Annotated in this window: 23 protein-coding genes; 8 read left to right on the top strand and 15 right to left on the bottom strand. The window is 68.7% G+C overall.

Annotated elements, in window-relative coordinates:
- Entirely contained in the window at positions 1-1,023 is a 1,023-nt protein-coding gene (locus tag DIE11_RS26875; protein WP_124628248.1) for a LacI family DNA-binding transcriptional regulator, read from the top strand.
- Positions 1,024-1,032: 9 nt separating this feature from the next.
- On the opposite strand, the gene DIE11_RS26870 is transcribed toward DIE11_RS26875, so the two are convergent.
- The 10 genes from DIE11_RS26870 to DIE11_RS26825 all read right to left on the bottom strand — a co-directional run bounded on the left by DIE11_RS26870 (position 1,033) and on the right by DIE11_RS26825 (position 12,848).
- On the bottom strand, positions 1,033-1,893 hold the full coding sequence (locus DIE11_RS26870) for a carbohydrate ABC transporter permease (RefSeq protein WP_124628246.1): 861 nt from the start codon (positions 1,891-1,893) through the stop codon (positions 1,033-1,035).
- Entirely contained in the window at positions 1,890-2,759 is an 870-nt protein-coding gene (locus DIE11_RS26865) for a carbohydrate ABC transporter permease (protein WP_124628244.1), read from the bottom strand. Before DIE11_RS26865 ends, DIE11_RS26870 begins: the two co-directional genes overlap by 4 nt.
- A 34-nt stretch (positions 2,760-2,793) precedes the next feature.
- Positions 2,794-4,032, bottom strand: a complete 1,239-nt coding sequence (locus DIE11_RS26860) for an ABC transporter substrate-binding protein (protein ID WP_124628242.1) — start codon at positions 4,030-4,032, stop codon at positions 2,794-2,796.
- Between the two features lie 188 nt (positions 4,033-4,220).
- Entirely contained in the window at positions 4,221-5,429 is a 1,209-nt protein-coding gene (locus tag DIE11_RS26855) for a porin (RefSeq protein ID WP_124628240.1), read from the bottom strand.
- 179 nt (positions 5,430-5,608) lie between these two features.
- Positions 5,609-6,547 (bottom strand): helix-turn-helix domain-containing protein, encoded by a 939-nt coding sequence (locus DIE11_RS26850; protein ID WP_059599234.1) that lies wholly within the window; start codon positions 6,545-6,547, stop codon positions 5,609-5,611.
- Between the two features lie 60 nt (positions 6,548-6,607).
- Entirely contained in the window at positions 6,608-7,198 is a 591-nt protein-coding gene (locus tag DIE11_RS26845; protein WP_124628238.1) for a DUF3156 family protein, read from the bottom strand.
- Entirely contained in the window at positions 7,195-8,697 is a 1,503-nt protein-coding gene (locus tag DIE11_RS26840) for an APC family permease (RefSeq protein ID WP_059599171.1), read from the bottom strand. The genes DIE11_RS26845 and DIE11_RS26840 overlap by 4 nt, the downstream gene beginning before the upstream one ends.
- A gap of 253 nt (positions 8,698-8,950) precedes the next feature.
- A complete protein-coding gene (locus DIE11_RS26835; RefSeq protein ID WP_124628236.1) occupies positions 8,951-10,291 on the bottom strand; it encodes an aspartate aminotransferase family protein in 1,341 nt (446 codons plus the stop codon).
- 95 nt (positions 10,292-10,386) lie between these two features.
- A complete protein-coding gene (locus tag DIE11_RS26830; RefSeq protein ID WP_124628234.1) occupies positions 10,387-11,889 on the bottom strand; it encodes an aldehyde dehydrogenase family protein in 1,503 nt (500 codons plus the stop codon).
- 218 nt (positions 11,890-12,107) lie between these two features.
- Positions 12,108-12,848 (bottom strand): helix-turn-helix transcriptional regulator, encoded by a 741-nt coding sequence (locus DIE11_RS26825; RefSeq protein ID WP_124628232.1) that lies wholly within the window; start codon positions 12,846-12,848, stop codon positions 12,108-12,110.
- A 280-nt stretch (positions 12,849-13,128) separates the two neighbouring features.
- On the opposite strand from DIE11_RS26825, the gene DIE11_RS36555 reads away from it, so the two are divergent.
- Positions 13,129-13,266 (top strand): hypothetical protein, encoded by a 138-nt coding sequence (locus DIE11_RS36555; protein WP_185633825.1) that lies wholly within the window; start codon positions 13,129-13,131, stop codon positions 13,264-13,266.
- A gap of 3 nt (positions 13,267-13,269) precedes the next feature.
- Here the strand turns inward: DIE11_RS36555 and DIE11_RS26820 are convergent, their stop codons facing one another.
- Positions 13,270-14,148 (bottom strand): neutral zinc metallopeptidase, encoded by an 879-nt coding sequence (locus tag DIE11_RS26820; RefSeq protein ID WP_059599167.1) that lies wholly within the window; start codon positions 14,146-14,148, stop codon positions 13,270-13,272.
- Positions 14,149-14,574: 426 nt separating this feature from the next.
- Between DIE11_RS26820 and DIE11_RS26815 the strand changes: the two genes are divergently transcribed.
- The 5 genes from DIE11_RS26815 to DIE11_RS26795 all read left to right on the top strand — a co-directional run bounded on the left by DIE11_RS26815 (position 14,575) and on the right by DIE11_RS26795 (position 19,528).
- Entirely contained in the window at positions 14,575-15,366 is a 792-nt protein-coding gene (locus DIE11_RS26815) for an SDR family NAD(P)-dependent oxidoreductase (protein WP_124628230.1), read from the top strand.
- 191 nt (positions 15,367-15,557) lie between these two features.
- A complete protein-coding gene (locus DIE11_RS26810; RefSeq protein ID WP_124628229.1) occupies positions 15,558-16,592 on the top strand; it encodes a LysR family transcriptional regulator in 1,035 nt (344 codons plus the stop codon).
- A 98-nt stretch (positions 16,593-16,690) separates the two neighbouring features.
- The gene (locus tag DIE11_RS26805) at positions 16,691-17,389 is read left to right on the top strand and encodes a DUF4286 family protein (protein ID WP_124628227.1); all 699 of its coding nucleotides are present in this window, start codon (positions 16,691-16,693) and stop codon (positions 17,387-17,389) included.
- 68 nt (positions 17,390-17,457) lie between these two features.
- Entirely contained in the window at positions 17,458-18,777 is a 1,320-nt protein-coding gene (locus DIE11_RS26800; protein ID WP_124628225.1) for an MFS transporter, read from the top strand.
- Positions 18,778-18,826: 49 nt separating this feature from the next.
- On the top strand, positions 18,827-19,528 hold the full coding sequence (locus DIE11_RS26795; protein ID WP_124628223.1) for a DUF2848 domain-containing protein: 702 nt from the start codon (positions 18,827-18,829) through the stop codon (positions 19,526-19,528).
- A 76-nt stretch (positions 19,529-19,604) separates the two neighbouring features.
- On the opposite strand, the gene DIE11_RS26790 is transcribed toward DIE11_RS26795, so the two are convergent.
- On the bottom strand, positions 19,605-20,585 hold the full coding sequence (locus DIE11_RS26790; protein ID WP_124628221.1) for an NAD-dependent epimerase/dehydratase family protein: 981 nt from the start codon (positions 20,583-20,585) through the stop codon (positions 19,605-19,607).
- Positions 20,586-20,684: 99 nt separating this feature from the next.
- Here DIE11_RS26790 and DIE11_RS26785 point away from each other — a divergent pair, with 99 nt between their 5' ends.
- Positions 20,685-21,584, top strand: a complete 900-nt coding sequence (locus tag DIE11_RS26785; protein WP_124628219.1) for a LysR family transcriptional regulator — start codon at positions 20,685-20,687, stop codon at positions 21,582-21,584.
- Positions 21,585-21,624: 40 nt separating this feature from the next.
- Here DIE11_RS26785 and DIE11_RS26780 read toward each other — a convergent pair whose 3' ends face one another.
- Genes DIE11_RS26780 through DIE11_RS26770 form a run of 3 tightly spaced genes read right to left on the bottom strand, consistent with a single transcriptional unit; the run spans position 21,625 to position 23,162 of the window.
- The gene (locus DIE11_RS26780) at positions 21,625-21,945 is read right to left on the bottom strand and encodes a hypothetical protein (protein WP_124628217.1); all 321 of its coding nucleotides are present in this window, start codon (positions 21,943-21,945) and stop codon (positions 21,625-21,627) included.
- A gap of 26 nt (positions 21,946-21,971) precedes the next feature.
- Positions 21,972-22,238, bottom strand: a complete 267-nt coding sequence (locus DIE11_RS26775) for a hypothetical protein (RefSeq protein ID WP_124628215.1) — start codon at positions 22,236-22,238, stop codon at positions 21,972-21,974.
- 51 nt (positions 22,239-22,289) lie between these two features.
- Positions 22,290-23,162 (bottom strand): LysR family transcriptional regulator, encoded by an 873-nt coding sequence (locus tag DIE11_RS26770; RefSeq protein WP_124628213.1) that lies wholly within the window; start codon positions 23,160-23,162, stop codon positions 22,290-22,292.
- Positions 23,163-23,231 lie beyond the last annotated feature (69 nt).

The raw sequence follows: 23,231 nt of genomic DNA, 5'->3' as shown, positions 1-23,231 counted from the left end.
ATGAGTGACAAGGAAAGAAAAACGTGGGTGACCGCGTCGGATGTCGCCGTGCGGGCCGGCGTGTCGCGCTCGGCGGTGTCGCGTGCGTTCTCGCCGACGGCGAGCATCGCACCCGAAACGCGCGAACGCGTGATGGTGGCCGCGCGTGCGCTCGGCTACCAGGTCAACCTGATCGCGCGCGACATGATCACGCAGCGCAGCAGCATGATCGGCGTCGTGACGGCCGGGTTCGAGAATCCGTTCCGCGCGCGGCTTCTGTCGGACCTGATGGCCGCGCTCGGTCAGCGTGCGTTCACGCCGCTCGTCACCAACGCGGATGATCCGCACCAGGTCCGGCAATCGCTCGAACGGCTGCTCAGCTACCGGATCGCGGGCCTCGTGATGACGTCCGCGTCGCCGCCGCTGTCGGTCGCGCGGCAGTATCTCGATCACCGGATTCCCGTCGTGATGATCAATCGCGAAGCGAACCTGCCGGGTGCGGATGTCGTCATCAGCGACAATGCGGCGGGGGCCGCCCATGCCGCGCAACGGCTCGTGCGGGCCGGCGCGCGCCGGCTCGCGTTCGTCGGGCCGCGCACTGCGAGCTACAGCGCACGCGCACGTGCGGATGCGTTCGCGCTGGCGCTGCAACGCGGCGACGCGTTCGATGCGGTACTCGTCAACATGATCGATACGCGCTCCGATACACATGCATGCGGCATCGACGCCGCGCGGCAACTGTTCGCATCCGGCGACCGCCCGGACGGCGTGTTCTGCTCGTCCGACCTGCTCGCGCTCGGCGTGATCGACGCCGCCCGCGGCGCATTCGGCTTGCGCGTGCCCGACGACCTGCGCGTGATCGGCTTCGACGACATCCCCGCCGCCGAATACGACGCGTATCGGCTCACGACACTGCGCCAGGACACGCAAGGTCTCGCGCACGCGGCAGTCGACCTGCTCGCCGACCGGATCCAGACGTTCGACGGCGCATCGCGCACGCGCGTCGTGCCGGTTACGCACGTGGTCCGGCACAGCTGCGTGTAACGCGTCGCGTCACTTCAGCCCGCCCGCGAAGCCGCGCAGCAGGTAGCGTTGCACGTAGCCGGCCACGGCGAGCGTCGGCAGCGACGCCAGCAACCCCGCGCTCATCAGGTCGCCCCAGTCGATGCCGTTCTCCGTCACGTAGCCGGCGATTGCGAGCGGCAGCGTGAAGCGGCTCGGCGTCGACACGAACAGCAGCGCGATCAGGAACTCGTTCCAGGCGGCGATGAACACGAAGATCGCCGTCGCGATCAACCCCGGCGCGCACAGCGGTAGCACGATCTGCACGAGTCGCCGCGCGAGCCCCGCACCGTCGATGCACGCGGCCTCCTCGTATTCGATCGGCACGTCGCGCACGAACGCGAGCAGCATCCAGATCGCCATCGGCAGCGCGTAGATCTGGTAAGCGAGCATCAGCCCGAGTGTCGAATCGAGCAGATGCAGCCGCTTCGCGAGTGCGAACAGCGGCACCGCGATCGTGATCGGCGGCATCAGCTTCAATGCCAGCACGAGCATCAGGAACAGCCAGTCGAGCCGGGCCGGAAACCGCAGCCGCACGAGCGCATACGCGGCAGGAAGCGCGAGCGTCAGCGCGAGCAGCGTCGTGCCGAACCCGACCAGCAGCGAATTGGCGAGCGGCGCGCCGATGCCGTTCGACCAGACCGACGCAAAATGCTCGAGCGTCGGCGCGGCCGGCAAGATCCGCAGCGGATGATCGAGGCGCTCGAGCGTCGGCATGAACGCCGCGCCGACCATCCACAGGCACGGCAGCAGCAACAGCGCGAGCGCGGCGGCGCGCAGCATCCACGGCACTGCGCGACCGAATGCGGCACGCGTTCGTGCGTGCGCGATGCCCGCGGGTCGCGCCGTCATGCGCGCCGCTTGCGTACCGTCTGCCATACGTACCCCGAAACAAGCAGCGCGGACGCCGCGAGCATCAGCACCGACGCGGCACTCGCCGGCCCGACGTTGAAGAAGCGGAAGCCCGTGTCGTAGATATAGGTCGACAGCGTCTGCGTCGCGTTGCCGGGGCCGCCGCCCGTGAGCGCATAGACCTTGTCGAACAGCTTGAACGTGTCGATCGAGCGCAGCAGCAGCGCGAGGCCGATCTGCGGCGCCGCGAGCGGCAGCGTGATGTCGCGCAGGCACTGCCACTCGCTCGCGCCGTCGGTGCGCGCGGCTTCGTACAGCTCCTGCGGGATCGATTGCAGCCCGGCCAGCACGATCAGGAACGCCATCGGCGTCCACTGCCACACGTCGACGAGCGCGAGTGACCACAGCGCGAGATGCGGATCGGACAGCCAGCGCACGCCTTCCATGCCGAACGCGGCGAGCAGCGCGTTGAGGAAGCCGTCGAAATTGAGCCAGTTGCGCCAGATCGCCGAGCACACGAGCGTGGACAGCATCATCGGCAGGATCGCGAGCGGCAGCGCAATGCGCCGCCCCGGAAACGCGCGCACGAACAGCAGCGCGAGACCGAAGCCGAGCGCGACTTCAACGAGCGATGCCGCGATCGTGAAGCGCAGCGTGTTGCCGAAGCCGGCCGCGAACGCGTCGTCGCCGAGCACCGCGCGATAGTTCGCGAGCCCCGCGAATGCGCGGCGGCCCGCCGTGTAGTCGACCTGGCAGAACGAGTCGATCAGCACCTGCGCGACCGGGTACAGCGCGAGCGCGGCCAGCACCAGGAGCGCGGGTCCGAGCAGCGCGACGAACGGCAGGCTGCGGCCGAGGGTTTTCATGCGCGGCTTCCGGATGAAGCGTGGCGGCAAGCCGTCACTTGCCCGCCGCGGCCATCGCCTGCGCGATCTTCTGCTGCGCCTGACGCAGCGCGGCGTCGGGTGCGGCCTGCCCGGTCAGCGCGAGCTGCAGCTGGTCGCCGAGAATGCTCTCGACCTGCTGCCAGTCCTTCACGCGCGGCCGCGCACGGCCGGCCTCGAGCGCCTTCAGCTGATCGGGATACCAGCGGTACTGACGCACCAGCGCCGGATCGGCGAACACGCTGCGGCGCGTCGGCGGAATGCCGATCCCGGCGAGGCGCGTTTGCGTGTCGCGCGAACTCAGGTAGACCAGGAAGTCCTGCGCGAGCTTCGCGTGCGGCGCGTCCTTCGGAATACCCATCTGCCAGATGCCGAGCATCGGCGCCGGGCCGGCCGTCTGCCCGGGCGGCGGCTGCAACGCGATCTGCCCGACCACGCGCGACTGCTTCGGATCGTCGAGCGCCGGAATCCACGCCGGCCACACCTCGATCGACTGCGCGGCCGTGCCGCGCTGCAGCGCATCGCGCACTTCGGCGGCGCCGTACACGTCGACGTCCTTCGGCGCGGAGGCCTTCAGCGCGAGGAACGTCTTCAGCGCGGCCTGCGACTCTCGCGAATCGATCGTCACGTTGCCGGCACGGTCGAACACGTCGCCGCCATAGGCCCACAGGATCGGCAGGAAGCCCGTCACGACGGGGTTGCCCTTGGTGCCGCGGAACACGACGCCCGACACGCTCTTGTCCGCGCCACCGACGGTCTGCGCGATCTTCAGGACGTCGTCCCAGTTGCGCGGCGGCTGCAGCTTGTATTTCGCGAGCAGGTCCTTCCGGTACGCGAACATCTCGACGTTGCCGACGATCGGCAGCGCGTACAGCGCGCCCGCCGAGTTGCGGCCCAGCGCGACTGCCGACGGCACGAGATCGGCGTCCGCGAGCGATGCCGGCAGCGGCTTCAGCCAGCCGTTGCCGATGAATTCGGGCGCCCACGTGTCGTCCATCATCACGAGGTCGTACGTGCCGGTTCCTTCGCGCATCGACAGCTTCAGCTTCTGGTACAGGTTCGCGTTCGGCAGCTTGAGCAGCTCGATGTCGGTGCCCGGATGCAGCTTGGTGAAGCCCGCGACGGCGTCGGCGAGCCCCTTGCCATAGATGTCGTCGCGGCCCGCGATGACGAGATCCGCCGCGAAGGCGTGCGAGGCGGCAAGGGACAGCGCAACGGCGGCGGACAGCGCGCGCAGGCGGCTCAGCAGGGTCATGTGGTCTCTCTCGATCGGCGTGGTGGCGGGTCGGCCTCGCGTTGCACACGTGTGCAACACGGGCGACGCTTCGGGCGTCCTGAAGCGAACGCCATTGTTCACGTCGATCGTTAAGAATTTGTGGCACGCGGCGGAACCGGCCGGCCATCGCAGCCGGCCGCCCCGACCGCCTCGCCACGTGCGCGCCGTCAGAAGTTCACGCGAATCCCGGCCATCACCGCCAGCTGCCGGCTCGAATTGCTGTTCGCGAGCACCGGAATCTGCGCGTAGTTCACCGCATTGCCGTTCGCGTCGGTGCCGAGCCCCGTGCCGCTCGAGATCTGGCCGATCGCGACCGCATACAGCGCGGTGCGCTTCGACAGGCTGTAGTTCGTACCGACGTTGACCTGATGGAAGCGCGTCGTGCCGCGACCGTCCGTGTGCGCGGCATTGAAGATGTATGCGACGCCGCCCTGCAGCGCGGGCGTGAACATGTACGTGACGTTCAGCTCGCCGATGTCGAACGTGAACGACTGCTTGCGCGGCTGCGCGTCGGTCGAGAAATAGCGGCTGTCGCCGAGGCGCGTGTGCGTATAGGTCAGTGCGACCGTCGCCGCGCCGAGCGTCACCGAGCCGCCCGCGCCGAACGCACGCATCGAGCCGGCGTCCTGGAGCAGGCAGTACATCGCGCCCGGATTGCTGCACGCGAAGTCGCCGATATAGCCGCTCGCGCCGCCGAGCGCGGCGTCGAGCGGCTGGTGCAGGTCGAGATAGCCGACCGAGAACGCGACCGGCGCACGCGTGTAGGTCGCAGCAACCGCATAGCCGCGCTTCGCGGAAAAGTCGCCGGCCTGCCCGCCGAAGCTGAACGTGCCGCCGAACGTCAGGCCGTTGAAGTCGGCGCTGGTGAACTTCACCGCGTTGTTGAAGTTGAACGCGGCGTTCAGGTTGTCGACGTCGCCGAGATGCGAGCCGTACGGCGTCGCCCAGTTGTTGCTCGATACGTATGCGCCGAGCATGTCCGTGTACGAATCGTACTGGCGGCCGAGGCCGAGCGTGCCGATCGAATCCTGGCGCAGCCCGACCCACGCCTGCCGGCTGAACGCGGTGCCGCCCTGCAGCGCCTGCCCGTTCGCGGACAGGAATTGCTGCTCGAGCGAAAACACCGCGTCGAGCCCGCCGCCGAGCGGCTCGGCGCCCTGAAATCCGAAGCGGGACGGCACGAGGTTGCCGCCGCCCATCTGCCATGCGTGGCCGCTGCCGGTGCTGCCGTCGGCGCGCGTGAACTGCTGGTTCGTCGAATAGATGATGCCTGTGTCCACGGTGCCGTACAGCGTCACGCTGCCCGATGTTTGCGCGTGTGCGTTCATGCAGCCCAGCGCGGCCGCGGCCGCGGCCAGTCTTCGTCCGATCTTCATGTCCCGCCCCTCTGATGTCATCGATTCGCAGTGCAGATCGATGGTGTTGTCGATATGGGTGACAGGACTCTATCCAGCGAAAATTCGGGACCCCTATCCCAAATCAGCAAATGATGAAGCGCAAGGGCGACACGCGACTGCGACCGCGCCCGGCTGCACCAGCGCGATATGCGCAAACGTCATTCGGGACGCAGGGTCTGCGACGGCAACTCGCCGAACAGGTCGCGATACTCGCGTGCGAAATAGCCGAGATGCGTGAAGCCCCAGCTCGCGGCGGCCTCGCCGACGCCGAGTTGCTGCGCCGAGGTCGTGCGTAACAGGCGACGCACCGCATTCAGCCGGATCGTGCGCAGATAGCCAACGGGCGTGACGTCGGCGACGCGCTGGAAGCTCGTCTGCAGCGTGCGGCGGCTGCAGCGCAGCGCGCGGCACAGTTCGAGCACGGTGACGGGTTCCTCGGGCCGGTCGCGCAGGTGTTTCTCGCAACGGCTGACGATGTCGCTGTAGGTCGCGTGCGTGATGTCGCGGCGCTCGGCGCCGATGCCCTGGTCGAGCGCATCGAGGAACATGCCGAGCATCGCGTCGCGGAACATCTTGCGGGTGGCCGCATATTCGAGGCAGCCGGGGTTGCGCTGGGCGTCGTCGATCAGCGACGACAGCCGCGCGCCGAGCGCGACGCCTTGCGCGTCCGACAGCCGCGTGACGTGCCGCAGCTTGCGCGCGCCGGCCGCGCCGAACTCGGCTTCGCACAGCTCGTCGATCATGTCCGACGCGGCGCTGATCCCGACGAGCCCCATCCCTTCCGGCGTGTGGAATTCGAAATCCTCGCCGGCGCGCAGCGCGAGCAGCGCATAGCCGTCGACCGGCTGGCCCTGGAACGTGCCGGCGAGCGGCATCGACAGCGGCACCGCGAGCGACGTGCGCCCGGCCGGCGCAACGCCGGTTTGCGCGACACGCCGGTTGGTCGTCTCGCGGAAGAAATGGAATTCGTCGTACAGCACCTGCGTGACGGTGCCTCTGAACCGGCCCGGCGTCATCTGGCGGTAGACCTGATGCCAACCCGCGATCGCGAGCCCGTGGTCATGCACGTCTTCGTGTGAGCGTGACTGGAACAGCATCGGCATCTCCGGTGAAACCCTGAATCCGCGTTGCGCCCGCACGGCGCGCAGCGGCATAGCTTACCCCCGCAAAATTCCGCGTAGTGCAGTTTCGAATGCAAGGCAGGCCACCGACAGCGCGGTGGCCTGCTCGCCGGTCAGGCGGACATAGCGCCGAAACGACGGCATCCGGTTCACGATCTCGCTGCCGCCGAACGGCACGACGGCGAGCGTCCAGCGCCCGTCGCGCGCGGCGATTCCGCATTCGGTCAGGTGCAGCGGGCGTAGCGCATCGGCAAGTGACGAATCGACGACGAGCGCGGCCACCGCCCTCACGAATCCGGGGTCGCATCCCGGCGCGGGCGCGGCCGCGATGCCGGTGCGCCGCAGCCAGCCCGTCTGCAGCACGCGCGCATGGCCCTGCGCGGCCGGGCCGTCGGCACTGATCGACACCTGCACGCTGACCGTATGCATCAGGAACTGACGGTCGACGCGTTCCTCGATGCTCACGCGCACGCCGTTCGGCAGCCGGGCCAGCGGTTCGGCAGCGCCGCAGTGCGCATCGCGCACCGCACCGAGGTCCGCCAGCACGCGCGCGGCGATCGCGCCGGGCCGGTAGCCGGGCGGCGGCGTGTCGGGCGCCGCGCGCCATCGGATGAATGCGAGCCTCACGACGCGACGTGCTCGTTGCGCAGCACTTCCTCGACCGGCACCGGTTTGAACGGATGCCGGCGCTGCACGACAACCGTCCAGAACAGCGCGTACAGCGCGGTGAGCCCGAGCATTGCGCCGAACGGCACGTAGATGTCGCGCGCGTTCATGCCGGGTGGCGTGATGTACCAGATCGCGAGCACGATACCGACGCTCGACACGATCTGCGGCAGCGGGAATAGCGGCGAACGATACGGACGCGGCAGATCCGGGCGACGGATGCGCAGCATCACGACCGACGCGGTGACGAGCAGATACGCGGTGCCCCACGCGCAGGTCGCGGCGAGCACGAGGTGCAGGATACTGTCGAGGTTGCCGTTGATCAGCCACGCATGGAAGATCGGCACGATCGCCGACGCGACGATGCCGACCACCGGCGTCTTGAAGCGCGGATGCAGATACGCGAAGCAGCGCGGCAGCGCGCCGTCGATCGCCATCCCGTACAGGATGCGCGGCAGCCCGGCCATCAGCGTGTTGATCGTCGCGGCGCCCGCGCACAGGAACGCGATACCGAACCACACGCGGCCGAAGGGCCCCAGCACCTGCAGCGCGAACGCGGGGATCGCGCCCGGCGTGTCGAGCAGGTGCGTGAGGCCGTCCGGGCTCACCGGCACGTTCGCGACCTGGCGGCGGATTGCCGCGCCGTACAGGAACATGCAGATTGCGACGCCGACGAGGCCGAGCGCCATCGCGCGCGGGATCGTGCGGCCGGGGGACTTCATTTCCGGCGCGAGCGGCGTGACGAACTCGCAGCCCACGAACATGAACATCGCCATCCCGACCAGCGACAGCACCGCCGGCACCGACGTGCCGACTTCCGAGCCGCCGAACCAGCCGTCGAGATGCACGGCCGGCGCGGCCGCGAGGCCGAGGATGCCGAAGATCATCAGCGACAGCCACATGCCGGCCGTCAGCACGATCTCGAGCTTGCTGAACACCTTGATGCCGATGATATTGGTGATCGCGAAGGTGACGACGAGGCCGACGCCGACGAGCCACGAGCTGTTGTGCTTCTCGAACGCGGCGTTCAGCGATTCGAAGTTGACGAGCGCCATGATGCCGCTCAGGATCGTCTCCGCCGTGCCGGCGAACACGTGCACGAGGAAATACGCGGAAATCGTGCCGGTGATCGCCCAGAAGCGGCCGAGCCCGCACGACAGGTAATCGTAAACCGAGCCGGCCGTGGGCAGCATCGCGGCGGCTTCGGAGAAGGTGGTCGCCTGCGCCTGCATCATCACGAACGCGATGATCATCGCGACCGCGAACGCCCAGCCGCCCATTCCGAAGCCCGACGTCGCGGTGAGAATCACCGGGCTCGCCATGATGAGGCCGACGGCGCTCGCCAGCGCGGTCGGAAAACCGACCGCGCCCGCCTTCAGCACCGTGCCGCCGCCTGCTTCAGCCGACTTGCCGGCGGGCGTATCGCCCGCGGCGCCGGTCACTCCAGACCATCCCGACATGTTCGTCTCCTTCCCTTTTTGGGCGGAGCCGGCGCTGCGGCGCCCGCTCCGTTCCGTGCTTCGCGGTCGGCCCGGGGCGGCGCATCAGCACGTCGCCACCGGAGCCCCAGTCGATCCAATCCGGATCCGATGTCGAAAAAATACGCAGGCAAAATAATCCGGTCATAGCGCAAATCGGCAAACCGGCGGTGGAGAACGGGTTATCCCGCCCTCCACCGCCGGTTCGGCGTCACGCGATTCCCGCTTTACGGCCTCACGCGAATGGCACGGCCTCGAAGCCCGCCGCGAGCGCGTCGACGATCCGGTCGAGCTGCTCGCGCTGGATCACGAGCGGCGGCGACAGGATGATCTTCGTGCCGACCGGGCGCACCAGCACGCCATGCTCGCGCGCCACTTCCGCGACGGCGTTCGCGTAGCCCGACAGTGGGTCGATCGGCTCGCGGGTCTGCTTGTTCGCGACGAGGTCGAGCGCGAGCATCAGCCCCTTGCCGCGCACCTCGCCGACCGCCGCGAAGCGTTCGGGGAACGACTGCAGCGCTTCAAGCAGATACGCACCCTGCTTCGCCGCGTTCGCCGGCAAGTCTTCCTTCACGACGATGTCGAGGCTCGCGATCGCGGCCGCGCAGGCAACCGGGTGGCCGGCGTACGTGTAGCCGTGCATGATCGCGCCTCCAAAATCCGCGTTCGCGGCGAACGCGTCCTCGATCCGCGCGTTCACGGTCGTCGCGCCGAGCGGCACGTAACCGGACGAGATCCCTTTCGCGAGACACATGATGTCCGGGCGCACGCCCCAGCCGCGACTGCCGAACATGCTGCCGCTGCGGCCGAAGCCCGTCACGACTTCGTCGGCGATCAGCAGCACGCCGTAGCGATCGCACACCTCGCGCACGAGCGGCCAGTAGTTGGCCGGCGGCACGATCACGCCGCCCGCGCCCTGCACCGGCTCGGCGATGAACGCGGCGACCGTGTCGGGGCTCTGGAACTGGATCTCGCGCTCCAGCATTTCCGCGCAGATCCGGCCGAGTTCCTCCGGATCCTGCGTGAACGGATTGCGGTACAGCCACGGCGTCTCGACGTGGAAGCAGCCGGGCAGGTTCGGTTCGTAGTTGCGGCGGAACACCGTGTTGCCGTTCACCGACGCGCCGCCGAAGTGCGTGCCGTGATAGCCCTGCTTCAGCGAGATGAACTTGGTGCGATCGGCCTGGCCGCGCACCTTCCAGTACTGGCGCGCGATCTTCAGTGCGGTCTCGATCGAGTCGGAGCCGCCCGAGCTGTACAGCACGCGGCGCATTCCTTCCGGCTCCAGCATGTCGATCAGCTTCTTCGACAGCTCTTCCGCGCGCGGATGCGAGATGCCGTCGAACAGCTGGAAGTATTCGAGTTCATCGAGCTGGCGCACGATCGCATCCTTCACTTCCTGGCGGTTGTGCCCGACGTTCACGTTCCACAGACCCGCGACGCCATCGACCAGCTGCTTGCCGGTTTCGTCGAACACGTAGCAGCCGTCGCCGCGCACGATGCGGATCGGCTTGCGCTGTTTCATTTCGTTCGGGTGCAGCATCGGGTGCCAGAACTTCGCTTCGTTGTAGCTCATTGCAGTCTCCACTTTCGGATCGTTTGAACCGCGATCGCTCGCGTTAGAGGATCGGGGTTCGAGGTTTTCGGGGTGTTCGGAACGGATGCCGCGCGTCAGTGCGCGATGCACACGGATTTGGTTTCGGTGAAGCCTTCGATCGCGTACTGGCCGAACTCGCGGCCGATGCCCGACTGCTTGTAGCCGCCGAACGGCATCGACGGGTCGAGCGGAATGTGACAGTTCACCCACACGGTGCCGGCCTCGATCTGCGGCACGAGATTCATCACGCGCTTCAGATCGTTGCTCCAGATGCTCGCGGCGAGGCCGTACGGCGACGCGTTCGCGAGGCGCACGGCGTCGGCCGCATCGTCGAACGGCACGACGACGATCACCGGGCCGAACACCTCGTCGCGCACGATCGCGCTGTCCGGATGCGGATCGGCGATCACGGCCGGCTTCACGTAGTAGCCGGGCAGGTCGTCGGCCGGCGTGCCGCCCGCGAGGAACGTGAGGCCCGCGCGGCGCGCCCCCTCGATGTGCTGGACGACCTTGTCGCGATGGTGCGCGGAGACGAGCGGGTTGATCTGCGCGGTGGTGTCGAGGCCCGCGCCGAGCTTCATCGACTGCGCGACGCCCGCGAGGCCGTCCGCGAGTTGCGCGAACTTGCTGCGGTGCACGTAGATGCGCGACGCGGCCGCGCACACCTGCCCCTGGTTGAAGAACGCGCCGGCGGCGACACCGTCGAGCGCCTGCGCGACGTCGACGTCGTCGAGCATCACGATCGGGTTCTTGCCGCCGAGTTCGAGCGAGAAGCGCGTCATGTTCTGCACGGCCGCCGCGCCAACCAGCTTGCCGGTCGCGGTCGAACCCGTAAACGAGATCTTCGCGATCGACGGGTGGCTCGACAGTGCGGCGCCGCATATGCGCCCGCCGGTGACGACGTTGAACACGCCGGGCGGCACGCCGGCGTCGCGGGCGAGTTCGGCGAGGCGCAGCGCGGTGAGCGGCGTTTCCGGCGACGGCTTCAGCACGATCGTGCAGCCGGCCGCGAGTGCCGGGATCAGCTTCCACACGGCGATCATCAGCGGGAAATTCCACGGCACGATCGCGGCGACCACGCCGACCGGCTCCTTGCGCGTATAGGCCGTATAGCGCGCGCCGGGCGGGAACGGGATCGACACGTCGAGCGTCTGGCCGGTGATCTTGGTCGCCCAGCCGGCCATGTAGCGCACGTATTCGACACTCGCGCCGACCTCGATCGCGCGCGACACGTGGATCGACTTGCCCTGGTTCAGCGTTTCGAGCTGCGCGAGCGTTTCGGCATCGGCTTCGATCAGGTCGGCGAGCTTCAGCAGGATGCGCTCGCGGTCGGCCGGGCGCAGCCCGCTCCACACGCGGGTGTCGAATGCATGCTTCGCGCTGGCGACCGCGCGGTCGACGTCGTGCGCGTCGGCATCCGCGACCGTCGCGAGCCGCTCGCCCGTCGCCGGGTCGTACACGTCGAGTCGCGCGGCCGCGTGCGCGGGTTGCATGGCGCCGTCGATGAAAAGGCCGAAATCGCGTGCGACGAATGTGCGCACGGTGTCGCTGACCGTGACGAAGTTTGTGGTGCTCATGGGCGTCTCGATGATTGTCGTGGCTGGGCCGCGTGCGCTCCGGCATGCGGGTGTCGAACCACTGTATCGACGAGGGATCGCGCCCCGTGAGCGCAAATTGGCAAGCGCGCGGGGGATCGAAACGCGGGTGAGCCGGGAACGGGGAATGGCGGCGTGCGAGCGCCGCGCTATCGTCAGATGAATGGCGCGGGATGCATGCTGGTGCGGATGCGGAAAAACTACAGGAACAACGTGCCGACCAGCTCGGTGCGGTTCGACACGCCGAGCTTGCGGTACATCCGCATCAGATGCGTCTTGACGGTCGGCTGGCCGAGCGCGAGATCGCGCGCGATCTCCTTGTTCGAGCGGCCGTCGCGTACGAGGCGGGCGATCTGTTCCTCGCGGTAGGTCAGCCGCGCCTCGCAATCGATCCGGTGAATCCCGCGCCGTGCGCGCAGCAGCGGGCTCAGCGCGGCTTCGGCAACAGGCTGCAGCCGTGCCAGCGCGTCGATCTCGCCCGGCGCGAACCGGCCCGCCGTGCCGTTGCCGACGCCACCGCCCGCTACGCCCTTCCCGAAGCGCAGCAGCGAAAACGCACCGATCGTCCGGCCCGCGTCGTCGCGCAGCCAGATCTCGACGACGTCGGCAACATTGTGCCGCCGCAGGAAACGGGTCCAGTATGCGGATGCATCGCGTCTTTCCTCAGGCAATTGGGAAGCGAGCGTCACGACCGCGTGAGCGCCTGCCGCGCAGCGCGACGGGTGCAGCGGATCGAGCATCCGGTAGCGCGCGATGTAGGTGCGATGCATCGACTCCGGCATGCCGAACAGCTCGAAATCGGCCGGCTCTCCGCTCAGGTCGAGCCGGTAGAACACGATCGCGGACGGGCTCGCAAACGCGTCGAACGCATCGACGCACGCGCGCAGCGCGCGCTGCCAGTCGGCGGCTTCGTGATCGGCGGGAACGGATGAGGTCGGCATGATGGGAGCGGCCGGCGGCCGCACGCGTCGAAGTTCGGGCCAGCCTACCGGCGCCGAAAATGGGCCGGTGAGCACAAATCGGCAATTCGTCTGCTGGTGCCGGATGGCGGACGCGCCGGCCGTGTTGCGACAACCGAATCGACGTCAGGACATCATGCGCCGCGAACCCTGCGGTCGACGATGGCCGTCGACGGTGGCGCGAGACATCGCACGCACCGGCCGTGTCCCGACGACGGAATCTGCGTCGGGAAGGCATGCGCCGTGAGCCGCAGGACCGAGCATGGACGTCGAAGACGGCGCGGAACATCGCGCACGCCGATCGAGCGCGATCGGAACGATCGGCGAGGTTTCCGGAGCGGCCGCGCGGGCGGCCTCGAAACGAAGGCGCGGCACCATGCGCGCGCCGCCCTGTCAGTGAATCTCAGTGCGCATTCGCGGCGAACGTGTCGCAGGCGCTCACTTCGCCCGATTCCATCCCGCGCCGCAGCCAGTACACACGCTGCTCGCTGGTGCCGTGCGTGAAGCTCTCCGGCACGACGTAGCCCTGGCCTTGCTGCTGCAGCCGATCGTCGCCGATCGCGGCGGCCGCCTTCAGCCCCTGCTCGAAATCGCCTGGCTCCATCAGCCGCTGGTTCGCGCGCTGCGCGTTGTTCGCCCACACGCCGGCGAAGCAGTCGGCCTGCAGTTCCATCCGCACCGACAGCGCGTTCGAGCGCGCTTCGCTCGAACGGCGGCGCGCGGCATCGACCTTGTCGGAAATGCCGAGCAGGTTCTGCACATGATGGCCGACTTCGTGCGCGACCACGTAGGCCTGCGCGAAATCGCCACCCGCGCCGAACCGCTTGCGCAGTTCGTCGTAGAAGCCGAGATCGATGTACACGTTGTGGTCGCCCGGACAGTAGAACGGCCCCATCGCGGTCTGGCCGGTGCCGCACGCGGTCGGCGTCGAGTTCGTGAACATCACGAGCTTCGGCGGTTGGTACTGCGCATGCAACTGGGTGTTGAAGACGCCCGTCCACGTGCGCTCGATATTGCCGAGCACCTTGCGCGTGAACACCGCGCCGGGATCGTTCGCCGGTGCGCCCTGGTGCTGCGTAGGCGCGGGCTGGGCCTGCTGCTGCCGGCCCTGCAGCGCCGACGCGCCTTCGAGCACGACGCGCGGGTCGATCCCGAAAAAATACGATGCAGCCAGCGCGACCACGATCGTGCCGATGCCGATCGTCGCGCGCCCGCCGCCGAACCCGCCACCGCCGCGTCGATCCTCGACGTTCACGCTTTCTCTTTCGTCGTCCAGCCTCATTGCCGGCCCCTCCCTGTTCCTGTCGATGGTCCGGCCGCGCGATGCGCGACCGGACGATCAGCCACCGCGCCCTGCGCCATCGGCAGAGCTGATGTATCCGTATCGGTCGCATGCGCACGCCGATCTTGCCGCCTGCCGCTCCGCTTGCACGACGGAATCGGGCGGCCGTCGCGCCCCGCACTGATGGGCGGGCGCGCCCGCGCCATTTTGCCGGGCTTTTGCGACGCATCGCAAAAATACGGAGGATAGAGCGATTCGGCGCCGGACATCGTCAGCTTTTGCAAAATGACCGCGATCTGGCCAGTCGGCCCGGTGCGCGATACCGCTCTCGCCCGTCCGGCCGGTATGCGTTCATCCTTTCGGCGGATACCGGCGTGCGTCGGCGCCACCTAAAGTGACCGGAAACGACACCTTCCGGAGAACGACATGACGCACCCGCAACCCCGTACGATCGCGATCACCGGCGCAGGCACCGGCATCGGCGCCGCGTGCGCGCGCCGCTTCGCCGCCCGCGGCGATCGCGTCGCGCTGATCGGGCGGCGTCGGGCGCCGCTCGACGCGCTCGCCGCCGAGACGGGCGGCCTCGCGCTCGCCGGCGACGCCGCGAGCACGGCCGACTGGGCGCGTTTCCTGCCTGAGATCGCTGCACGGTTCGGCCCCGTCGATGCGCTCGTCGCATGCGCGGGCGGCCACGGTCTCAGCCGCGCGGACGAAACCGACGACGCGCAATGGCGCGATGCGATGCATGCGAACCTCGACACCGCGTTCGTCAGCGCACGCGCATGCCTGCCCGACCTGATCGCGCGGCGCGGCAGCATCGTGCTGGTCTCGTCGATCGCGGCGCTCGCGGCCGGGCCCGGCGTATGCGGCTATACGGTCGGCAAGCATGCACTGCTCGGGCTCGCGCGTTCGCTCGCACGCGACTACGGGCCGCACGGCGTGCGCGCGAATGCGGTGTGCCCGGGCTGGGTCCGCACGCCGATGGCCGATGCGGAAATGGCGCCGCTGATGTCCGCTCACGGCGACACGCTCGACGGCGCCTATGCGCGCGTCAGTGCCGACGTGCCGCTGCGGCGCGCGGCCGATCCGGACGAAATCGCGGCCGTGTGCGCGTTCCTGGCCTCGCCCGACGCGTCGTTCGTGACCGGCGCGACGCTCGTGGCCGACGGCGGTGCGATGGTCGTCGATGTGCCGACGCTCGCGTTCGACAAGCCGTGATGCCTGGATACACGAAGCCCACGTGACACCGCGTTGCGGGCGGCCGCACAAGGTCGGGCGCGTGTCTTCCGGCACTCGAACGCCCGCCCCCCCGCCCCGGCACGCACGGCGCGCGTTCACGCCCCGGAAATCCGCTAACATCGACCGATCCCGCCGCCCCCGCGCGGCACTGCCTCACCGCTCGGAATTCGATGAACATCCGGTTTCTTGAAACCTTCGTCTGGCTCGCGAAGCTGGAGAACTTCCGGCTCACGGCCGAGAAACTGCACACGACGCAGGCGGCCGTGTCGAGCCGCATCGCGTCGCTCGAAGAGGCGTTCGACGTGCGTCTGTTCGACCGCAACACGCGCTCGGCCACGCTCACGCCCGCGGGGCGGCGCATGCTCGCTTACGCGGAGCGAATCGTGCGGCTCGACAGCGAGATGCGGCGCGACATCGACGCGGCGAGCGACGCGGGCCTGATCCGGATCGGCGTGATCGAATCGATCGTTCACAGCTGGTTTCCGGCGCTGATGGCGCAATTGCGCGAGCGCTATCCGCGCCTCGACGTCGAAATCACGAGCGATACGACGCTGCACCTGATTCGCCTGTTGAGCACCGACGGCGTCGACCTGATCCTGCAGACCGACCCGGTGCCGGGCCCCGACTTCACGAACCTGCCGCTGTGCGAATTCCCGGTGCGCTGGGCGGCCAGCCCGCGCCTCGGGCTCGGCGGCGAACGGCTCGACATCGCGCGGCTCGCCGCGTATCCGATCATCAGCTTCTCGCGACATTCGGGGCCTCACGCAACGATCGAGCGGCTGTTCGCGGCCGTCGAACGGCCGGCCAGCATCAACTGCATCACGTCGGTCGCCGCGATGATCCGGCTCGTCGCCGACGGCTTCGGCGTGGCCGCGCTGCCGCCCGCGATCATCGGGCGCGAACTGCAGGAAGGCGCGCTCGAACTGCTCGACGTCGAACCCGAATTCCCCGCGCTGCCGCTCGTCGCGTCGTATCGCACGCAGGGCCTGCCGGTCGCCGCGCGCATCGCGGAACTGGCGAGCGAAGTTGCACGCGCGATGCCGGCCGCATCGAGTCATGCGAAGACGGGCGCATCGGCAAAGGCCGAGGCTGTCGACGAAGCTCCCGTGCGCCCGGCAAGAAAAACCCAGACCGCAGCGGCAAAACGCATGCCGGAATCCGCGCCGCCCGCCACCCCGGCGAAACGCCGTCCGCGCCGCTCATAAGAAAACCTGTTCACCGCGAATTTGTTTTCTTGTTGGACGGGCACGGCCCGTCTTCGGGACACTGCGGTTCCTGACACACCCGTCACGAGGAACCCGCCATGACCCGCCTTTCCCTTCCACACGGCCAGCTCTGCGTCTGGACGGACATCGACCCCGCGCACGAAGCCGATTTCAACGCGTGGTACGACCGCGAGCACATGCAGGAGCGTGTCGCGATTCCCGGCTTCACGCATGCGCGACGGTTTCGCGCGACGGACGGCGGCCCGCGCAAATACCTCGCGCTCTACGTGACGGACACGCTCGACGTGTTCCGCAGCGACGCGTATCGGCGCGCATTCACGCGGCAGACCGCCTGGTCGCTCGCGAACTTCGAACGGATGACGGGCACGCAGCGGCGAGTCGGCGACCTGACGATCGAGGCCGGCGACGGCGAAGGCATGCATCTCGCGCTGTTCGTGCTGCAGCCTGAGCGCATCGACGTGCCGCACCTGCGCGAGCGCTTCGACGCGGTGCTGAGCGAACCCGGCATCCATGCGGCACGGCTGTTCCGCACCGTGCCGGACCTGTCCGCGCCGATCGGTGCCGATGCGGCCGCGCGTCCGGCCGCCGACGCGCTCGTGCTGATCGAGGGCAGCGATGCGGCGGCCACCCGCCGCGTCGCCACCGCCATCGCTACCGCCATCGCCGGTCACGACGAAGTGCGCACCTTCGACCTGCTTTGGCGCGCCGCCGCGCCGCCGCCGGCGGCCGGTCGCGATGCCGAAACGAAAGCGGCCGCCGCCGCCCTGCCGGCCTGAATCCCGACTTCGCCACCGGCCGCGTCATCCGTCATCGGCACGCGCGTCATCCCGTCATCCTTCACGACATGCCCGACACCATGAGCACTCTCGCCCAGCCCGCCGCCCACGCACCCCGCCGCGTCCGCAACAGCCGACTCGCGACCGCGAGCATGATCGGCACGTCGCTCGAGTGGTACGACTTCACGATCTACAACACGCTCGCCGCGCTCGTCTTCAATCATCTGTTCTTTCCGTCGGTCGATCCGCTGGCCGGCACGATCCTCGCGTTCTCGACCTATGCGGTCGGCTACGTATCGCGCCCGCTCGGCGGCTTCGTGTTCGGCAATCTCGGCGACCGCATCGGCCGCCGTGCGGTGCTGATGCTCACGCTCGTGCTGATGGGCGTCACGACCGCGCTGATGGGCGCGCTGCCGACCTATGCGCAGGCCGGCATCCTGAGCCCGATCCTGCTCGTCGCGCTGCGCTTCGTGCAGGGCGTCGCGCTCGGCGGCGAATGGGCCGGCGCGGTGCTGCTGTCGGTCGAGCACGGCGACCAGAAGCGGCGCGGGCTGTCCGCATCGTGGACGCAGATCGGCCCGTCGTTCGGCACGCTGCTCGGTACCGGCTGCATCGCGCTCGTGACACTGTCGACCACGTCGGGCGACTTCCTGTCGTGGGGCTGGCGCGTGCCGTTCGCGGCCAGCGCGCTGCTCGTCGTGTTCGGTTTCTGGCTGCGGCGCGGCGTCGACGAAACGCCGCAGTTCGAGCAGCTCGCCGAATCGCACGCGACCGCCGAGGTGCCCGTCGCCGACGTGCTGAAGTATCACTGGAAGCGTCTGCTGATCGCGGGCGGGTCGCGGATCGGTTCGGACGTGCTGTACGCGCTGATCGTCGTGTTCACGCTGACCTACGTGACGACCGTGCTGCACCTGTCGCGCCCCGTCGCACTGACAGCCGTGATGATCGGCACGGCGTGCAACGCGCTCGCGGTGCCGTTCTTCGGCGCGCTGTCGGACCGCTTCGGACGCCGCCCCGTATACCTCGCCGGCGCGGTCGCCGGGATCGTGTGGGCGTTCGTGTTCTTCACGATGCTCGATTCGGCGCGGCCGGGTGCGATCGTCGCGGCGGTTGCGATCGGCCTCGTGATCCATGCGGCGATGTACGGCCCGCAAGGCGCGTTCGTCACCGAACAGTTCCCGACACGCGTGCGTTACGCGGGCTCGTCGCTGGCCTACACGCTCGCTGGCATCGTCGGCGGCGCCTTCGCCCCGCTCGTGATCGCGACGCTGTTCCGCGAGACGGGAACGACGACGGCCGTGTCGCTGTACGTCACCGCGTCGCTCGTCGTCACGTCGATCGCGCTGCTGGCCGCGCGCGAGACCGCGCACCGGCCGCTCGCGGATTGAGCGTCCCTGCCGATCGTTTCATTCATTCGCACTTCAAACGGATACCCGCATGCAAGCCCTGTCGTTCAACGTGATGTCCCCGCAAGGTGCGTCCGCTCATGTCGACGTCGAGATCGAACGGGTCGTGATTGCCGGCTGGGCCGGCCGCGATCCGGCCGCGATCCGCGCGCACATCGACGAACTCGCGGCGCTCGGCGTCGCGCCGCCGTCGACCACGCCGTGCTTCTATCGCGTGTCGTCCGCGCTGCTCACGCAGGCGGCGTCGATCGGCGTGCTCGGCGCGCGCTCGGGCGGCGAGATCGAGTGCGTGCTGATCGACAGCCCGGTCGGCACGCTGGTGACGGTCGGTTCCGATCATACGGATCGGGAAGTCGAGGCCTACGGCGTCGCGGTGTCGAAGCAGGTATGCGCGAAACCGCTCGGCCGCGATGCGTGGCGCCATGCGGACGTTGCCGATCACTGGGACGCGATCGAGATGCGTTCATGGTTGATCGGACCTGGCGGAGAACGCGTCGCGTATCAGCACGGCGCCGTCAGCGGGCTGCTCGCGCCCGATGCGCTGTGGCAGCGCTTCGACGACCGGCGCACGATGCCCGCGCGCTGCGCGATGTTCGGCGGCACGGTCGCCGTGCACGGCGCGATCGCGGCGATGGGCGACGGTGACACATTCGAGATGGAACTGCACGACCCGGTGCTCGGGCGCAGCCTCCGGCACCGGTATGCGGTCGAGGTATTGCCGGTCGTCGCGTGACGGCAGGTGGCAGGCGCGCATGCGATCACGGACATGAACCGCATGCGGGCCCGCCATCCGCGTGCCCCGCTCGCCGTCATCGCAAGCAGCCCAGCCCGGCCAGCGCCGCCTCCACCGCGGTATCGAGCGGCGTCATCGGCTCGCGGCCCAGCACCGCCGTCACCCGCGCGTTGTCCATCCGGAGCGGCTCGCGCCACAGATAGCGCATCTCGAGCATCTCGCGCATCGTCGTGACGAACGGTGCCGCCGCCCACACAAGCCACCACGGAAATCGCCGCACCGTCGGCCGCATCCCGTGCCGCTGCGCGACGCGGCGCACGGCCTGCGTCATCTGCGTGCCGTCCGCGTCCCAGTGCCCGCCGAGATGGAAGCGCGCGAACGGCGCCAGCGTGTCGCGTCGCTCGAGCAGCTCGACCATCGTGCGCGCGACGTCCGGCACGTACGCCCATTGATGGCCGACGCCCGGCCGGCCCGGCACGCTGATGGCCGCGACGGGTTGCCCGGCCTTGACGAGCCCCTGCCCGAACCAGTTGTTGCCCGCATGCCCCCCGAAGAAATCGCCGGCCCGCACGATGATCGTCCGGACGCCCTGCGCGGTCGCCGCCTGCAACCGCCGCTCCATCTCGACGCGGATCGCGCCCTTGCGCGTCACCGGATGCTGCGGCGCCTCTTCGCGCAACACGGGAAACGCGTCGGGGCCGTAGTTGTAGATCGTCCCCGGCAGCACGACGGTCGCCTGCGCCACCGTCGCCGCCGCGATCGTGTTGTCGAGCATCGGCAGCACCTGCGTCGACCAGCTCCGGTAACCGGGCGGGTTCACCGCATGCACGATCACGCTGCAGCCGCGCGACGCGCGGACCACCGCCTCGCGATCGAGCGCGTCGCCGCGCATCCAGGCGATCCCGTCGCGCTCCACCGTCTCGGCGTCGAGCGCGCGCTTGAGCGCGCGCACCTGCCAGCCGGCATCGCGCAACTGACGCGCGACCTCGCCGCCAATGCCTCCGCTCGCGCCGAGCACGAGTGCCTGTCGTTGCGTTCCGCCTGCGTTTGCCGTCATGGTCGTTCTCCGTGAATGAACCGTTGTCTGCACGCATTCTGGCGCGAGGCCGCCTAGCAAGGAATTGCCGAACATGATTGATTAGCTATACATTTATGTATGGCCATCGATCTGAACTGGGAACGCTACCGCACCTTCCTCGCCGTGCTGACGGAAGGCTCGCTGTCGGGCGCGGCGCGCGCGCTCGGCATCACGCAGCCAACGGCCGGCCGTCATGTCGCGGCGCTCGAGGCCACGTTCGGCCAGACGCTCTTCACGCGCTCGCCGTCGGGGCTGCTGCCGACCGAGGCAGCGCTCGCGCTGCGAGGTCACGCCGAGGCGCTACGCAGCGCGGCAGCCGCGTTCGAGCGCGCGGCCGCGAGCCACGGCGCGGGCGTGCGCGGCACCGTGCGGATCTCGGCCAGCGACGTGATCGCGGTCGAAGTCCTGCCGCCCATGCTTGCGCAGTTGCGGCGCGATCATCCGGGGCTCGTCATCGAACTGGTGCCGACCGACCGCATCCAGGACGTACTGAACCGCGAGGCCGACATCGCAGTGCGGATGGCGCCGCCCGCGCAGGACGCGCTCGTCGCACGGCGCATTGGCGAGATCGACGTCGCGCTGTATGCCCGCGACGACTACCTGGCGCGCAACGGGACGCCATCGTCGACGGACGAACTCGCGCATCACGCGCTGATCGGCTTCGATACGGTGACGCCATTCATCCGCTCGGCAGGACGCGGGATGCCGCTGTGGAAGCGCGATGCGTTCGCGCTGCGCACCGACAGCAATCTCGCGCAGCTCGCGATGATTCGCGCCGGCTACGGGATCGGCTTCTGCCAGAACCGGCTCGCACAGCGCGATGCGCGGCTCGTGCGCGTGCTGCCGGACGGGCCCGTGATGAAACTGGAAACCTGGGTGGTCATGCACGAGGATCTGCGGGCGAGCCCGCGTTGCCGGGCCGTGTTCGATGCACTGGCTACCGGGCTGCGCACGTATGCCGAAGGGACGGCCGACTAGGCCGCTCCAACCCGCTGCGCCCGCCAGTCGCCGCGATGCGCTATTCGTGGATCTTGCCGGCGAACAGGATGTCGGCCATGCGCCGCCACGGATTGTCGGGCAGGTCATAGCAGCGCAGCCCGTCCTCGGACGCCTCGGCCCAGTCGACCATCGCCTCCAGGTACTCGCCGATCGAGCGGTTTTCCCAGCCGAGCGCGGCGGCCCCGAATGGCGACGGCGGCAGGTCGGCGTCGAGCTGGCGCTCCTTGTGCCAGTCATGGCCGAGCACGCGCAGGAAATGGATCAGCGAGCGCTCGTCGACCACCCGCTCCAGCGCGTGCTGCAGCCGCGCCGCCATATTGCTTTTCAGTTCGTCGTTCATGCGTATCGTTCCCTGCTACGCAACGTTCAGAAAGCTTCCACCTCGCACCAACCGGGATACGTTTCCTCGACGATGAAGAAATCGTCGAAGTAGACCAGCCCGAGCCGCTCGAGCGACCTCATGCACGCATCGGCCGCGTCGCCGCCGAAGAACGGGCCGAGCGACACCAGCCGGTCGGACTCGTCGAAATAGTCGGCGAAATTGAATTCGTGCATGACCGTGGACAGGTCGACCGCTTTCTCGACCAGCGCCGCGCGTCGAACGACGATCCCGAAATCTCTCGATATTTTCATTGGTGCCGCCCCCGTCGAATACGTGCGCCTGCGCCGACGCGCATGGCTGCGTCACATCAGCAACTGCCGCGACAGCACCTCGCGTGCCTGCGTGACCGTCTCACGTTCGCCCGGCATCGGCGGCGTCAGCGAGAACACGGCGTCGGGCAGCGCCGGCAGCCGGTATTTCGCGCCGAGCCGCACGAGACCCTCGCCGATCGCCGATGCGCACAGGCAGCCGACGCCGAGCCCCGCCGCCAGCATCGACTGCAGCCCCGCGACGCCCGACGCGCTGTGCACGAGCACATACGGCGCGTGCTGCTCGTCGAGCGAGCGCACGGCGATCTGATGCATCATGCAGTCGTCCGGCAGCAGCACGAGCGGCAACGGCTCGGGCAACTGCTCGGCGAGCGCGGGCGATGCAACCCACGACAGCGGCTCGCGCCGCAGCACCCACCGCGTATCGGCCGACGCGGGCCGGAACGGGCCGCTCGACAGGTTCATCACGACGCCGAGATCGATCTGTCCGCGCGCATGCGCGGCTTCGATCTCCGCGCTCTTCATCGCGCTCACGTGCAGGCTCAGTTGCGGGTAGCACTCCCGCAACCGCGCGAGCAGGCCCGCGACTTCGTGCGTCCGGTAGTAATCGGTGATCGCGACGCGCAACTCGCCCTTGATCGCCTGGCCGCGCACTTCGTCGAACGCGGCCTCGTTCAGCGCGACGATGCGGCGCGCATGCTGCAGCAAACGTGCGCCGGCCGGTGTCGGCTCCACGCCGCGCTTGCTGCGCACGAACAGCGGCACGCCGGCGCGCGATTCGAGCTTGCGCACCTGCTCGCTCACCGTCGACTGTGACAGATGCAGCACCGGCGCGGCCGCCGTAAGGCTGCCCGCATCCGCCACCGCCGCAAAAGTGCGCAACTGATCCAGGTCGAAACCGCGCATCGCCCTCTCCATCCATCGAATAACCCGATGGATGCTACCACCAATTCCCGCTTTTCCGATTCATCGGCA

Source organism: Burkholderia sp. Bp9012 (genome assembly GCF_003853825.1).
Classification (GTDB): domain Bacteria; phylum Pseudomonadota; class Gammaproteobacteria; order Burkholderiales; family Burkholderiaceae; genus Burkholderia; species Burkholderia diffusa.
The sequence above is the reverse complement of the archived record's forward strand: the minus strand, read 5'-3'. Positions and strand labels throughout refer to the sequence as shown.